This is a genomic window from Vulgatibacter sp. (assembly GCF_041687135.1).
In the GTDB taxonomy this organism is placed as follows: domain Bacteria; phylum Myxococcota; class Myxococcia; order Myxococcales; family Vulgatibacteraceae; genus JAWLCN01.
Map to the genome: position 1 here is coordinate 147,154 of NZ_JAWLCN010000011.1, position 14,645 is coordinate 161,798.

11 protein-coding genes are annotated in these 14,645 nt (G+C 69.9%); 5 read left to right on the forward strand and 6 right to left on the reverse strand.

The genetic code is table 11. From position 1 onward, the window contains the following. Positions 1–3: 3 nt before the first annotated feature. Complete coding sequence (locus ACESMR_RS20520) at positions 4–615, reverse strand: TetR/AcrR family transcriptional regulator (RefSeq protein WP_373048990.1); 612 nt, start codon at positions 613–615, stop codon at positions 4–6. A 93-nt stretch (positions 616–708) separates the two neighbouring features. Here ACESMR_RS20520 and ACESMR_RS20525 point away from each other — a divergent pair, with 93 nt between their 5' ends. Together ACESMR_RS20525 and ACESMR_RS20530 are read left to right on the forward strand one after the other, a co-directional pair. Continuing rightward, positions 709–1,551, forward strand: coding sequence for an SDR family NAD(P)-dependent oxidoreductase (locus ACESMR_RS20525; protein ID WP_373048991.1), 843 nt, complete (start codon positions 709–711; stop codon positions 1,549–1,551). Between the two features lie 118 nt (positions 1,552–1,669). After that, positions 1,670–3,217: a hypothetical protein gene (locus ACESMR_RS20530; protein ID WP_373048992.1), complete on the forward strand. Its 1,548-nt coding sequence runs from the start codon at positions 1,670–1,672 to the stop codon at positions 3,215–3,217. Between the two features lie 7 nt (positions 3,218–3,224). Here the strand turns inward: ACESMR_RS20530 and ACESMR_RS20535 are convergent, their stop codons facing one another. Together ACESMR_RS20535 and ACESMR_RS20540 are read right to left on the reverse strand one after the other, a co-directional pair. Then, complete coding sequence (locus ACESMR_RS20535; RefSeq protein ID WP_373048993.1) at positions 3,225–6,782, reverse strand: ABC transporter permease/M1 family aminopeptidase; 3,558 nt, start codon at positions 6,780–6,782, stop codon at positions 3,225–3,227. Continuing rightward, complete coding sequence (locus ACESMR_RS20540) at positions 6,779–7,657, reverse strand: ABC transporter ATP-binding protein (RefSeq protein WP_373048994.1); 879 nt, start codon at positions 7,655–7,657, stop codon at positions 6,779–6,781. The genes ACESMR_RS20535 and ACESMR_RS20540 overlap by 4 nt, the downstream gene beginning before the upstream one ends. Before the next feature lie 183 nt (positions 7,658–7,840). On the opposite strand from ACESMR_RS20540, the gene ACESMR_RS20545 reads away from it, so the two are divergent. Further along, on the forward strand, positions 7,841–8,797 hold the full coding sequence (locus ACESMR_RS20545) for a DUF1254 domain-containing protein (protein WP_373048995.1): 957 nt from the start codon (positions 7,841–7,843) through the stop codon (positions 8,795–8,797). Positions 8,798–8,861: 64 nt separating this feature from the next. Here the strand turns inward: ACESMR_RS20545 and ACESMR_RS20550 are convergent, their stop codons facing one another. Next, on the reverse strand, positions 8,862–10,130 hold the full coding sequence (locus ACESMR_RS20550; protein ID WP_373048996.1) for a type I restriction enzyme HsdR N-terminal domain-containing protein: 1,269 nt from the start codon (positions 10,128–10,130) through the stop codon (positions 8,862–8,864). A 238-nt stretch (positions 10,131–10,368) separates the two neighbouring features. Between ACESMR_RS20550 and ACESMR_RS20555 the strand changes: the two genes are divergently transcribed. Then, positions 10,369–11,361: a M48 family metallopeptidase gene (locus ACESMR_RS20555; protein ID WP_373048997.1), complete on the forward strand. Its 993-nt coding sequence runs from the start codon at positions 10,369–10,371 to the stop codon at positions 11,359–11,361. A gap of 70 nt (positions 11,362–11,431) precedes the next feature. After that, positions 11,432–12,700 carry a hypothetical protein gene (locus tag ACESMR_RS20560; protein ID WP_373048998.1) on the forward strand — a complete coding sequence of 423 codons (1,269 nt, stop codon included), beginning with the start codon at positions 11,432–11,434 and terminating at the stop codon, positions 12,698–12,700. 10 nt (positions 12,701–12,710) lie between these two features. On the opposite strand, the gene ACESMR_RS20565 is transcribed toward ACESMR_RS20560, so the two are convergent. Both ACESMR_RS20565 and ACESMR_RS20570 read right to left on the reverse strand, forming a co-directional pair. Next, complete coding sequence (locus ACESMR_RS20565) at positions 12,711–13,037, reverse strand: hypothetical protein (protein WP_373048999.1); 327 nt, start codon at positions 13,035–13,037, stop codon at positions 12,711–12,713. A gap of 299 nt (positions 13,038–13,336) precedes the next feature. After that, positions 13,337–14,188: an alpha/beta hydrolase family protein gene (locus ACESMR_RS20570; RefSeq protein WP_373049000.1), complete on the reverse strand. Its 852-nt coding sequence runs from the start codon at positions 14,186–14,188 to the stop codon at positions 13,337–13,339. Positions 14,189–14,645: the final 457 nt, after the last annotated feature.

Consider the following 14,645-nt stretch of genomic DNA (forward strand, 5'->3'; position numbering starts at 1 on the left):
CGTTCACATGAGAAGCCTACCCCGCGGCGCGACGCTCTGCCAGGCGAGGGCGGGCAGGGTGGTGCGCATCCAGGCGGGATCGAGGGGGGCGCCGGCTAGGTGGCGGCGCAGGGCCTCGTGGCTGGGGCCGAGGAGGACGACGTCGAGCTGCAGCGGCGACCAGCGCGGGAGATCGCCCCGCTCGATGAAGCGGCGGAGGTGGGCGGCGATGGGGGCGAGGAGCTCGGCCTTGCGCAGCTGCAGCGGCTCCTGCACCGCGGGGCCCAGTTCGAGCGACATCGCCTGGTACATGAAGCGGCCCTCGTCCGGGTGGGCGAGAATCCAGTCGATGTGCGCGGCGACCAGCGCGGTGACGGATCCCTTCGCGGTGCGCTTCTTCGCGATGGCGGCGGCGAGGGAAGCGAAGAGCTGCTCGAAGATCCGCACGAGGAGCGCGGTGGTGATGCCGGGCAGCCCGCCGAAGAGATGGTAGATGCTCGAGGGGCTCGCGCCGGCAGCCCGGCGGATCTCCTCGATCCCCGTGAGCAGGACCCCGCGATCGTTGAAGCAGCGCAGCGCCGCGTCGAGGACCGCGTCCCGCCGTTCGATTCCGTCCCGCCTTGCTCCGACGACCATGCGTCCGATTGTAGGCAATGAGAGACGCCGGGTCGATGGCTTGTAGTTGGAGAAAACTTCCAAGTCGTTGTGGCCAGGGAGATGTTGCTCCGCATGGCGGACTTCATCATCACGGGGGCATCCCGGGGGATCGGGCACGCGCTGGCGCTCGAGCTCGCGGGACACGGCGATCGGCTCGTCCTCGTCGCGCGGGACGAGCAGCGTCTCGAGGATCTGGCGGCGGAGATCCGTGCGCGGGGCGGCGAGGCCGTCGCGCTCCCGGGCGATCTCTCCGCGCTCGGCGAAGCCCGCGCCCTGGGTGGCCAGCTCGCCGCATGGGTGGAGGATGGCGCCTCCCTGATCCACAACGCCGGTCTCTGGCCCTCCCGGCGCACGCTCACCGTCGACGGCTTCGAGACCGCGTTCGCCGTGAACCACCTGGGCCCCCTCGCCTTGCAGGAGGAGCTGCTCGCCTCGGGCAAGCTGCGGCGGGTGCTGGTCAACAGCGCCGGCCTGCTCGTGAAGGGCCGCTTCGATCCCGAGCGCACGCCGAGCGGCGCGGACTTTTCGGCGATCCGCACCTACGCGACGACCAAGCTCTGCTTCGCCATCGCGATGCGCGAGGTGGCGGCGGAGCACCCGGCGGTCGACGTCCTCGTCGTCCACCCGGGCGTGGTGCGGACCGACCTGGGCCAGCGCCCCGGGCCCCTCGGCTGGCTCCTCGAGCGGGTGAAGCGCCGCTGGGAGGCACCGGAGGTCTGCGCCGCACGGCTGGCCCGGATCCTCGCACGCGAGCGGTGGTCGCCGCCAGGCGTCGCGAACTGGCAGATGCTCGAGGAGGTTCAGCCCTGGCCGGCGGTGACGGAAGCGCCCGCCACCCGGCAGGCGATCCGGGCGATCACCGCGCGGATCCTCGCCCGGCCCGCAGCGGCGGCTGCAGCCTTCGCCGGCCCGTAGATCTGCCTGCCGTGTCGGGCAGGGTGGCACCGGACTCCCGGTGGATTGGCTTGGGACGCTGGCCCCGGTAGGTTGCGGCGAAAGTGGGCGGCCGGGACCGCCCACCGGGAGGGGTCCCATGAACGGTTTCATTCGAAGCAGGTGGACGGTGCTGCTCGTCGCCGGGCTCACCTGCGCCGCGCTCGCTGCCGGCTGCGGAGACGACGACGACGGCGGCGGGCGCGGTGGCGCTGGCGGCACGGCGGGTTCCGCCGGTGGCGCGGGCGGAGCAGGCGGAGCAGGCGGTGCCGGCGGCACGGGGGGCGCGGGCGGTGCCGGGGGCATCGGCGGTGCGGGCGGCGGCGAGGAGCTGCGCTACGAGGACCCCACCGGCTCGAGCGGCACCCGCCTGCGGCGCCGCTACCTCGAGGCAGCACCCGGCGCGTGGCAGACCACCGACTTCTGGGACAGCGAGCTCGAGGTCGCCTGCACCTTCGCCACCGCCGCCGACGACGCGCTCCGCTGCCTGCCCGCGAGCGCGGCGTCCGTCTACTTCGCCGACGAGGGCTGCACCCAGCCCGTCTACCTCGAGGCCGACGCGGAGGGCTGTGCCGGCTGGGCGCGCAGCGAAGCCACCGGTGCCTATTACCGGCGCACCGACGAGCCTGCCGTGCTCACCGAGGGGCGGATCTACTACCGCTCCGAGAGCAGCTGCATGGCGCTTGGGGTCGACACCAGCGGTCCGAAGTGGGTCGCCGAGCACGTCCCTTCCGCCTCCTTCGTGCGGGGCACCCGGGACGACGAGGTCCGGGCCGAAGGCATGGTCGCTCGCTTCGTCGACGGCGAGGACGGCAGCCGCGCCCTGCTCGAGACCGTCCACGGCACCCTGGGCTACCGCTGCCAGTTCGACGACGAGGGGCGCTGCGTGCCGCCGCAGATCGCCGTGGCTCGCTTCCTCGATGCGGGCTGCACCGATCCGATCGCCATGTTCTCCACCGCAACCGCCACCGCACCGTCGCTCATCGTCTTCCAGGACCGCGACGGAAGCGGTTGCTACAGCGGCTCGCGCATCTACGCACTCGGCGCGCAGGTGACGCCCGCGCAGGTCTACTTCCGCGACGCCGGCGGCACCTGCACCTCCACGACGGTCGGCAGCTATCGCTACCACCGCCTCGGTGAGGCGCTCTCCGACGACGCGATCCCGCACGCGACGATCGCGCGCGAGGGCGAAGAACTTCTCCAGGGCATGCGCTACACCGACGCCGACGGGGCGCCGCTGGGGAACGTGCGCGGATTCTGGGACACGAGCCGGGACGAGATCTGTTTCGTGGCGCAGACCGCCGGCGGCGACTTCGTCTGCGTCCCCAGCGATCGCGGGATCATCAGCGGGATGTATTTTGCGGATGCCACGTGCGGGGAGGCGGCACGCATCGGCGTCGCCTCCTCTTGCACCGGGAGCGCCCCGCGGATCCTGATCGAGTACGTCGCCCGGCAGTGCAAAGACGTAATCGGGGTCCTGCCGATGGGAACGGCCTACGAACGTGGCGCCGAGGTCGGCCCCACCTATTACTTCGAGAACGAGTTCGTCAGCTGCGAGGAGCGGACCTTCTCGTCCACCGACGCCGCCTACCGGCTCGGTGCGGAGGCGACGGACTCGCTGCCTGCGTTGACCCTCGAGACGGAGTAGCGCTCCGTCAGTCGGCGACCGCCACCAGGTTGTCGTCGGAGTTGCGGTCGATCTGCTTGTTGTAGGGATCGACCCCGGCGAAGGCCGGCCGCCGCTCCACGGTGAGCGTCACCTCCTGCGCCCCCTCCCGCAGCGGGAGGCGGGCGAGGTGGAGCACGTCGTCGTCGCCGAAGCCCGCCTTGCCGGGCTTCTCGAGGAAGAGGCCGACGTCGAAGCTCTCGCCCTCGCCGAGGGCCGCCTCGGTCTCCACGCCCTTGCCGTCCGCGTAGAGCTTGCGCGCGTGGACCTGCAGCGTGACGTCGAAGCGGCCGTCGCCCCGGGCAGCGACCTTCGCCTCCTCGACCCGCAGATCGTAGAGGGTGATCCGCTCGAAGAGATCGGTGATCAGCTGGTCGTGCTCGGGGCCCGCCTCGGCGCGGAGCAGATCGACCAGGTGCTGCGCCGTGGGAAAGGGCGCGGCCTGGAAGCGGTGCCGCTCGAGGATCGTGCGCAGGGCGCGGTTCACCGCCTCCTCGCCGATGCGCTCCTTGAGCAGGTACATCACCAGCGAGCCCTTCTGGTAGTGGATGTAGGGCTGGTTCTCCACGCGCACCAGGGGCAGCTCCTCCACCGCCTCGCTGCCGCGGGAGCGCAGGTAGCGGTCGAGCTCGTATTTGAGGAAGCGGCGGATCTGGTGGGGGCCGTAGAGCCGCTCCATCACCAGAAGCGCCGAGTATTGGGCGAGGGTCTCGGAGAGCGCGGTGGCCCCCTGCACGTCGGCGCCGATGATCTGGTGGGCCCACCACTGGTGCGCGACCTCGTGGGCGGTGACGTAGGTGACGTAGTCGATCGCCTCCTCGTCCTCGAAGCGGGCGATGAAGCCCAGCCCCTCGGCGTAGGGCATCGTGCCCGCGAAGGCCTGCGCGTACATCGCGTAGGCGGGGAACTCGACCACGCGGGCGTAGCGGAATTGGTAGGGGCCGAAGACGTCTCGGTAGGTGGCGAGGGAGGCCTTCATCGCCTCGATCATCCGGTCCACGTTGTAGCGGTGCTGACCGTCGTAATAGACGGCGAGCTCCACGCCTTCGTGCTCGGCGTGCTCCACTTCGTACGCCGCCGACTGCACGGAGAAGAAGTGGAGGATCGGCGCCTCGGTGACGAAGCGCGCCGTGCGGCGACCGTCGCGGCTCTCGTCGCTCACCCGGTAGCCTGGGGCGATCGGCGTCTGGTCCGCGTCGGTGGTGACGGTGATCTCCGCGTTCACCCAGTCCACGTGCACGTAGTTGTGCGCGCGGGCGCTCTCGTCTTCGAGGCGGGCGGGCCGCAGCTCCTCGGGCAGGCCGTATTTGCGCCGCTTCGCGCGGTCCTTGAGCAGGCCCGAGCGGTGGAAGCCGAGGAGCGGGGCGAACTCGGCGTTGTTCACGAAGGTGCCGTTGTCCACGAGGCGGGTGGTGTTGCCGCGGTGTTTGAAGCCCTTCTGCGCGAGCACCGTGCGGAAGGAGAGGGTGCGGGCTTGCCCGGGCTCGAGCGCCGGCTCGAAGCGGTAGATGCTGTAGTCGAAGCGCTCGTATTCCTTCTCGAGGCGGGCGCCCTCGATCGCGAGGTGCGCCACCTCGAGCCCGTCGGCGTGGGCGATGTGCACCTCGGCGAGGGGCGCGGCGGTGTGGTTCTCGAGGCGGTAGCTGCCGGTGGTGACGAGGCGCGGCTCGTGGGGGTGGAGATCGAGATCGAGCTTCACGTCGGTGATCGCGGGCTGCGGGACCTTCTCGTAGGCGAGCAGCTCCTTCTCCATCGCGGCCAGGCGCTCGTCGTTCTCCTCGGCGGTGGCGTAGTCGTTCCACACGTGGGTGTTGAGGAGAACGAAGCCGCCGATGCCGGCGAGGAGGAGGAGGGCGAAGACGCTGAGGGCGGCGGTCGTCGGCCGGAAGCGGCTGCGGAGCTGCGTGCGCAGCTGGCGGTTGGTGCCGCGCCGCCAGAGGAGGTGGCCGGCGACGAGGAGCAGGAGGGCGAAGGCCGACCAATAGGCCCGGAACCAATTCGCCGCAGCGGCGAAGTCGCCGGTGCCGTTCATGTCGGAGAGGGGTACCGTGGGGCCGCCGCCGTAGCGGTAGAGGCCGTGCTCGAAGCCGAGGTTCGAGAGGACCATCGTGGCCACGAGGTAGAGGAGCATGAGCCCCCAGCCCATCGGTTTGCTCGGCGCGATCACCTGGAGGAAGACCGCGAGTACAGCGAGTAGCGTCCACTCGATCGCGCCAGGGAGGATGTACCAGCCGAGGTATTTGCCGAGCTCGAAGTGGGTGTAGCCCTGCCAGGCCTGTACGCCGATCGCCGCCACGGCGCTCACACCGAGCATCGCGAGGAGCACCAGGGCGAGGGCGATCGTCTTGGGAACGAGGAAGGCCCAATCCGGCAGCGGGGTCGCGTCGACGATCTCGTGGATCCGGTGGTCGCGCTCCCGCCAGACCAATTCGCCTGCGTAGAAGGCGGCGATGATCAGCGGAAAGAGCCCGAAGGAGCCCTCGAGGGTCTCGATCATCACCCGGGTCACCGGGTGGAGATCGACGTCGAAGAGCTCGCTCACGTTGGCGAGCGCGATCACCGCGTTCACCACGCCGAGCTCGAGGAGGACGATCATCCCGCGGCTGCGCAGCACCTGGCGCGTCTCGAAGCGCACCTGGGCGGCGAGCTGGAGGGTGATGGTGCGGGGGCCGAAGCGCGGCGCGGGCAGGGGACGCTGCGGGGGCGGGGCGGCAGGCTCGTCCGTGCTGGGCTTCGCCTTGCGCTTGCGTTCGCCGAAACGGAAGAGCGGGTGGGCGAGGGCGAGGAGGACGACGCTCACGCCGATCCAGATGAGCCGGTTGTAGAGGAGCAGGCCCGCGGTGCCGGCGAGCTGGGTGTTGCGGTCGGCGGCGGTCCAGTAGCGGGTGGTCTCGTTGAAGGCCGAAAGGCCGAAGGGCTCCGCCAGGGCGACGATCGTTTCGTAGCCCGGCTCGTCGAGGAGCACGTTCGCGGCGAGGTAGACCACGAAGAAGGCCACCACGCCGATCCAGGTCGCGGTGGGCGAGCGCGTCGAGGTGGCGAGGAGGAAGAAGGCGGCGGAGGTGACGAAGAGCCCCGGCAGCGCGAGGAAGAGGTAGGCGTAGGCGTAGGCTGCCAGGCTGTTGGGGCCGACGACCTGCGGATCCACCCAGGGCATCGCCGTGCCGAGGAGCACGCCGAAGGGGATGGCGAGGAAGCAGAGCGCCGCCATCGCGAAGGCGCCCGCGAAGCGGCCGTAGAGGTAGGCGGCCTTGGCGATGGGCGTCGCGCGGAGGATGGGGCCGAAGCCCGTCTCGTCATCCCGGAGCGCCACGTTCGCCACGAAGGCGGTCGTGACGAACATGAAGAAGAGGGTGAAGACGAGGTGGAGCTGGGCGATTGCGAAGGGCGAGTTCTTGAGGACGTTGCCGCCGGCGCCCACCTTGATCTGCTCGAGCGCGATCACGCCGAAGGAGAGCAGGAAGAAGATCGCGAAGATGCTCCAGAAGAGCGGCTGGCGGAGCTGGTAGCGGACTTCGAAGGCCGCGATCGGCGAGAGGGCTCTCACGCTGCCTTCCGGGACTGGGCGAGGGTGGAGAAGTAGACGTCCTCGAGGCCGCCGGCTGCGGCGACGAAGCCCTCGTCCGGCGGCGCGTCGGCGAGCACGTGGATCACCGTGCGGCCCGCGAAGAGGCGGCTCGAGATCACCTCGCAGCGGGCGCGCCAGTCGTCGAGCTCGCGGTGGTCGATCGCCTTCTTCCAGATGCGGCCGGCGAGGCCGTCGACGAGAGCGAGCGGCGCGCCCTCGAGGAGGATGCGCCCTTCGGCGAGCACCGCCATGCGGGGGCAGAGATCGGCCACGTCCTCGACGATGTGCGTGGAGAGGATCACCACCACGTTCTCGCCGATGGCGGCGAGCAGGTTGAGGAAGCGGTTGCGCTCCTCGGGATCGAGGCCGGCGGTGGGCTCGTCCACGATGACCAGCTGCGGGTTGCCGATGAGCGCCTGGGCGATGCCGAAGCGCTGGCGCATGCCGCCAGAGAAGCCGGCGATCGCCTTCTTGCGGTGGGGCCAGAGGTTCACCTGGTGGAGGAGCGTCTCCACCGTGGCGCGGCGGTCGGCCTTGGTGGTGATGCCCTTGAGCAGGGCGAGGTGGTCGAGGAGGTCGTACGCCGAGACGCGGGGGTAGACGCCGAAGTCCTGGGGCAGGTAGCCCAGCGTGCGGCGGAGGAGGTGGGGCTCGGCGACGATGTCGATCGTTCCGAAGCGTACCGAGCCCGCGGTGGGCTGCTGCAGGGTGGCGAGGGTGCGCATCAGCGTCGATTTACCGGCGCCGTTCGGGCCCAGCAGGCCGAACATCCCCTTGGGGATCTGCAGGCTTACGCCGTCCAGCGCCCGCGTGCCGTTCGGATAGACGTGGGTGAGTCCTTCGATCGAGAGCATCTTCTTCCCCCCTGCAGCGCCTGCGCGCTTTCCGGGCACGGTACGCCGGCGGCGGGGAGGTGGTTCAACTGCCGGTGCGAGTTTTCGAGGGACGGCTGCGCCCGCACAGGGGCTCGCCCTGAACCACCTGCACGACGCAAGGTTCCGGACGGCGGCGGCGTTCGCCGCGGGAGGGCTGGAACGATGGCTGCTGCAGTGCCGGTGACTCCGGACAATTTCGCGCGGGCGGAGAGCACGCTCTACTTCCGGTCCGTCGCCGGACGGCGGGGGATCGGCCTCTTCGACCACAACCGGGCGGTGACGCCCATCGACGACCAGACCGTGATCCGGATGAACCGCGACACGCTCTACTCGGCGGCGGTCTTCGACCTCGAAGCGGGGCCGGTGACGCTCACCCTGCCCGAGGTGGGCGAGCGCTTCCTCTCGCTGCAGGTGATCGACGAGGACCACTACACGCCGCTCGTCGCCTACGGCGCTGGCAGGCACACGCTCGAGCGATCGCGAATCGGGACGCGGTATGTGCTCACGGCCATCCGGATCCTGGTCGATCCCAACGACCCGGCCGACCTCGCCGAGGTGCACCGGCTGCAGGATGCGATCGGCGTCGAGCAGGCGGGGCGCGGCGTCTTCGAGGCGCAGGCGTTCGACGCTGCGAGCCAGCAGAAGATCCGCGACGCGCTGCTCGTGCTCGGCTCGACCCTGGGCGACACCCGCCGGATGTTCGGCAAGCGGGAGGACGTCGATCCGGTGCGCCACCTCATCGGCAGCGCGAGCGCGTGGGGCGGCAATCCGGACGAGGATGCGCTCTATTTGAACGTCGTCCCGGAGCGGAATGACGGCACGACGGTGCACCGGCTGTCGCTGCGGGACGTGCCGGTGGACGGCTTCTGGTCGATCAGCGTCTACAACGCTGCCGGCTACTTCGAGCCGAACGACCGGGAGGCGTACACGGTGAACGGCGTGACCGCGCGGCGTGAGGGCGACGGTTCGGTCACCGTCCAGTTCGGCGGCTGCGACGGCGGGGCGCCGAACTGCCTGCCGATCGTGCCCGGGTGGAATTACATGGTCCGCCTCTACCGGCCCCGCCGCGAGATCCTCGACGGCACCTGGCGGTTCCCGGAGGCGAAGCCGGTGCGCTGAAGGGCGGGCTGCTGTGGCGGGTGCGAGGCGCCGCACGAGGCGGCGCGCTCGTCGCGGGAGATCGTCAGACCGTCGGCGTAGAGGCGACGGTCGTTGCGTCCCCCTCGTCCTTGCTCGCCTGCAGCAGCTGGAGGCTGCGCGTCACGAGGGCGGACAGCGCCCAGAGCTGGGCAACGCTGTCGATGTTCACCCGGGAGATCCCGAAGGTGGCAGGCGACTCCTCCACCTCGAAGCCGGGGCAGAGCTGCTTCGCCTCCTCGACCGGCACGAGGGTGACGATGTTGCGGCGACGACCGCCGCTGAAATAGCGGATGAACCACTTGGTCGGCCGGCGGTACGAGACGTTGAAGTAGTTCACCGTGTCGCGGTGGAGGATCTCGGCTCGCTCGTACCCTGCCTTCACGCAAATGCCGCTCACGGTCTCGAAGAACTCGAGCTCCTCTGCCGTCGTCTCCACGCCACTGGCCGGCGGCTTCTGCGCCTCGTCGGTGGGCTGCGGCTTCGTGACCGGCTGCAGGTTCGTCGGCACATCACGGACGGTGTTCGTCTCCTTGCCGTCGGGGCTGCCGCTCTCGTTCAGCTTCTGGATGCGCTGCTTGAGCTTCTCGACGAAATCATCGCCCATGACCCGCAGGAGCGCCGGCTCGACCGCCTCCCTGGCGACGTCGCCCAGGCGCGTCATCACCGCGGCAGTCCGCTTGCCCTTGTAGACGTCTTCCGTGAGCCAGCGGAGGAAGGCCTCGTCGTCCGCTGGAGCGCGCAGCGCTTTGACCAGGCGATCGATCATCCCCTGCCGATACCGGCTGTTCTCCGCATCGGTGATCAGCGTCTCGGCGTTGAACGACTCGCGGGAGAACTTGCCCAGGAAGTTGGCGACCTTGGTCCAATCGGTCTTCGTGTCATCGAGCGAGAAGGTGAAGAACGGCTCGCCGTCCATCTGGTTGGGGCTCTCGAGGTCGCCGAAGAAGTAGTAGTGGCAGCCGTCCGTGATGATGCCGAAGTGGAGGTCCTTCATCTGGGCGAGGTACCGGGCCAGCTGCTGCGACTTCGAGAGGAGGTCGGTCCCAAGGGGCTTCGTCTCGATCACCATGAGCGGCTTGGCACCCGTTCGATCGAAGATGGCGAAATCCATCCGATCCGGGAGCCGCTTGCCGTCGCCGACGGTGAAGTCTGCCGAGTATTCGAGCCGGACTTCTCGCGGCATGCTCGGGTCGTAGCCGAGCAGCTTGATGAACGGGATCACGAGGGCAACCTTGGCGGTCTCCTCGTTCCCGATGAACTCACGATTCTCGTGGTAGCGCTGGACCAGGTCGAGCAGCTGCTTGGCGTCCATTTTTCCCCCTGGGTGAAGTAGGGGAGCCTATACCCGCCGTTGCAGCCCCTCAAACTAGTCACCTGCGTCGTAGGGGGCCCGGGCCACGGCAGGAGTTGGGGACTTCGCATATCGGGGTTGGGCGCGATTCCATCGCCTGGAGCGAGCTTTTGGCTCTTGAAGTGCGACATCGCTCCCGGGCTACCCTGCGCGCTTTGCAGGTTCACGGCGCCAGGCCGCCGCGCTTTGGGGGACTCACATGGCATTCGACCCGCGCCTTCGCTCGCCGAAGGAACAGCCGCTCTTCATCATCGGCGTCATCTTCTCCGCCTTCGTATGGCTCGGGATGGTCATCTCGATCATCGGCCTGCTCTACGGCGCGATGATCTTCCTCGGCGTGCTCATGGCCCACGCGCTCTTCCTCGCCTACGTGCGGGGCAACGGCGTGCGGATCTCCGAGCAGCAGCTGCCCGGGCTCTACGAGCGGGTGAAGCTCGCCTCGCGCAAGCTGGGCCTGGACGAGGTGCCCGATGTCTACGTGCTCCAGGCGGGCGGGAGCCTGAACGCCTTCGCCACCAAGCTCTTCTCGCGGCGCTTCGTGGTCATCTACTCCGACCTCGTCGACAACTGCCACGACGTGCGCCACCTCGACTTCGTCATCGGCCACGAGATCGCGCACCTCGCCGCCGGGCACCTGAAGTGGAAGGCGCTGCTGCTGCCCTTCCACCTCGTGCCCTGGCTCGGGCCCGCCTACAGCCGCGCGTGCGAGTACACCTGCGATCGGGCGGGCCACCACGTGGTCGGCGATCTCGAGGCGTCGATGCGCGGCCTCTGCGTGCTCGCCGCCGGCGGCAAGCTCACCGCCGAGATGAATCTGCAGGCCTTCATGGCCCAGCGCGAGGAGACCGGCGGCTTCTGGATGTCGATCTACGAGCTGGTCGCGAGCCACCCCTACCTGTGCAAGCGGGTGGCGGCGCTGGCGGAGCTCGAGGCGCCGGGCTCCTTGCGGCCCGTGCCGCGGAGCGTGCCGGGCTTCGTGCTGGCGCCGATGCTCGGCGTGGCCGCGGGCGGCGGCGCGTCGATCGCGCTGGTGATCGTCGTCTACGTCGCCGTGGTGATGGCCGCGGTGGCCGTGCCTGCGTTCCAGGAGTACCAGGAGAAGGCGCAGGTCGCTGCGGTGGCCGCCGAGGAGGAGGCTGCTCCTGACGCCTGGGCCGAGGAGCTGCCTGCCGAGGACGAGGAGGCGGAGTAGCGCGTCCCTTGGCCGCGTGCGGAGGCGCGGGGTAGAACGCGCCTCCAAAACCGCGCCCGAGTCCGAGTCGATGGCCACCCGCAAGCCCAAAGCCCCTGCCCACCCGTGGGCCTTCCGCACCCGCTTTCGCAAAGGGGCGTTCGGCTGGAAATCCCAGCCTGCGGTGACGCGGGTCCGCGAGGCGGTGGCGGAGATCCGGAAAGTCGCCCGCACCGAGCCCGTGGCGGCAGCGGAGGGCGCGGCGCTCTTCCTCGAGAAGGTCTCCGGCGCGCTGCAGAACGTCGACTCGTCCTCCGGGAGCATCGGCAGCGCCGTCAACGCCGCCGTCGAGGAGCTCGCCGCGCTGATCGGCTCGGCCCCTGCCGAGCCCGCGCTGCGGGAGGCCTGGCTCGAGCGGCTGTGGGACGCTTTCGAGGCCGACGAGATCCCCTACATCGAGACCCTCGCCGACCACTGGGGCGAGGTCTGCGGCAGCGCCGAGGTGGCGGCGGCGTGGGCTGCGCGGCTGCGGCCCATCCTCGAACAGGCGCTCGCCGACGGCTCGTTCTTCCGGGGCGAGGGCGCGGTCTTCAGCTCGCTGCTCCGCGCCGGCGCCTACGAGGAGATCCTCCGGCTCATCGAGCGGAATCCGCGGGCTTCGTGGCATTCGCGGCAATGGGGCGTGAAGGCGCTCGTTGCCCTTGGGCGCAAGGCCGAGGCGGTCCGCTATGCCGAGGCGGTCCGCTATGCCGAGGCGGTCCGCTATGCCGAGGCGGTCCGCTATGCCGAGGCGTCGCGGGGCCCCTGGACTCCTGCCGTCGCCGTCGCCCGGGCGTGCGAGCAGATCCTGCTCTCCTCCGGCCTCGTCGACCAAGCCTGGAAGCGCTACGCCATCGAGGCCGCGGCGGGGAACACCCACCTCGCCAGCTTCCGCGGCCTCGCCAAGAAGTACCCGGGCAAGAGCGCCGCGGAGATCCTCGCCGCCCTCGCCGCCAGCACCCCCGGCGAGGAGGGCAAGTGGTTTGCCGCCGCGAAGGACGCAGGCCTGTTCAACGAGGCGATCCGCCTGATGAGCAGCAGCCCCTGCAACCCCGCGACCCTCGCCCGCGCGGCGCGCGACTTCGCCGAGAAGGAGCCCGCCATCGCCATGGCGTCGGGGATCGCCGCGACGCGTTGGCTCGCCGCAGGCTGCGGTTACGACGTGACCAACGCCGACGTGCTCGATGCCTACCAGCGGGCGATGCTGCCCGCCGAGCGGCTGGGCCGCGCCGAGGAGGCCACCACCCGCCTCCGGGAGATCGTGGGGCAGGATGATGCTTTCGTGCGCCGCCTTCTCGGCCCACGGCTGGGCCTCTCCTGACGCGTTGCCCTCAATCGGCCCGCAGCGCGAGCAGCACCGTCGCCACCGCCAGCACGAACATCATCCCGGCACCGACCCGCGCGAGGATCACCGACCGCCGGATCCCCATCGCCCGAATCGTCTCCGGCGTGGCGAAGGGGTAGGCGACGAGCATCCAGGTGAGAAGCAGCCCCGCCGGCACCGCCCAGATCGCCGGCGCCCAGGCGAGCGAGAGCAGCGTGCCTCCAAGGCAGAGCACCAGCGAGGCGACGAGCAGCGCCCAGAACGCCTTCACCGATCGGCGGGCGTAGTCGACGAAGGCGCGGAGCTTCGCCTCGTGCTCCGGCTCGACCAGCACTGCCTGCTCCCCCCGCTTGTTGCCGACTAGCGGCTATGGATCCAGCCGGACTTCGTGCAGGTTGGAGGCATGCTTGCCCGTCCAGAGGGATCGACCTTCCATCACCGCAGCCTACGTCCCGTGGCCAGCTCGCAGGAAGCTGGCGATCTACGTGACGACCTCGGGGCCACCTTCTGGCTGATCATCGCCGGCTTCAAATGGAGGTAATTCGGCTCGTCGACGGATTTGCCAAGGTGGGTCACGCACGGAAGGTCCTTCGTGCGATGCAGGCAGGCGCCGGCGGCGGCTAAGGTCTTCTGCTAGGCCTCCATCTCCGCCGGCGGCACGTTCCAGTCGTAGGTGTCGCCGAGGAGGACCAGCGGTCGGTCGATCCGTGCGGCGACGGCAGGGACCGCGTCCCCGTGCGCCAGCGCCGACTTCCAGAACGCGACCGATGTTCCGCCGGCGCCTTCACGCTGAATGGTGCCGGCGCGGCTCGCAACGCTCTCGCCGACGAGCTCGTCGAGGGTCGCCGCAACCGCGGCGACCATCTCCGCCGGCACGCCCGCCCCGCCAAGGATGGTGCGGGCGAAAGCGGTCTCCGCCTCGAGGATGGCGTCGATAGGCCGGTGGTTCGCGGAGAGCATCACGCCTGCGCGCACCTGCGGCCGGGCCTCGAGCACCGAGGGCACGAAGGTGCCGCCCTGGCTGTGGCCGATGACGAAGAGCCGCTGCGGATCCACGGCGGGGCGGGCGGCGAGGTAGTCGACGGCGTCCACCGCATCGCCGATGAAGCTCTCGACGGTGGTCGCTGGATCGAGGACGTAGCCGCTATCCGCGCAGCCGTTGAAGGGACCGCAGCTCCGCTTGTCGTAGCGCAGCAGCACGAAGCCCTGATCGGCGAGGACTTCTGCAATCTCGTCGAAGACGGGGATCTGGAAGCCGAAGCCCATGTTGAGCTGGTCGCCGCTCTTCTGAGCGTGCGCCTGCGGGCCGCTGCCGTGGAGGAGGACCACCGCCGGGTGGCGGGTGCCGGGATCGCCCGCGGGTACGTGCACGGTCCCGGCGACCTGTATGCCGGTGCCGGGGAAGGTGACGTGCTTGCTGCTTCGGTGGCTGCGGGCGTTGCGCCGGTCGAGGCGCATCCCGCCGAGGCGGCGAGAAGCACGCAAGCAGCGACTGCCCCCAAGATTCGGATCATGGTCCCTCGTCCCGCCCGTGCTGCGAGGCGAAGGTAGTCTCGCACCAAGCGGGGAGGGGATGAAGTCGGTTCCTGCGAATGGAAGGACCGAGCCGCCCCTACCCGGGACGGGCCGGTTCGCTTCGGTAAAGCGCACGACGGCTCACAGAGCGCAAAGCGCACCGTGTAGTCGGGCTAGCTCTGCCACATGGGATCCAGCGAATGCTTGCATTTCGTCAGGTCCGCCTTGACATGCGCGACGAGCGAGCGCCGAGCGATCCCGTCGTCGTGGGCTTCGTCTGGATCGGAAGGTGATCGCTGCACGAGTTCGAAGGCCTGCGCCGCCGCGACTCAGAGACTGTGAAAGAAACGCCTTCCGCGATCGGCGGTCCGGAGGCCGGAGGCCCGCGAGAGCCCCGCCACGGAATGCCCCATCGCGGCTCAGGTAG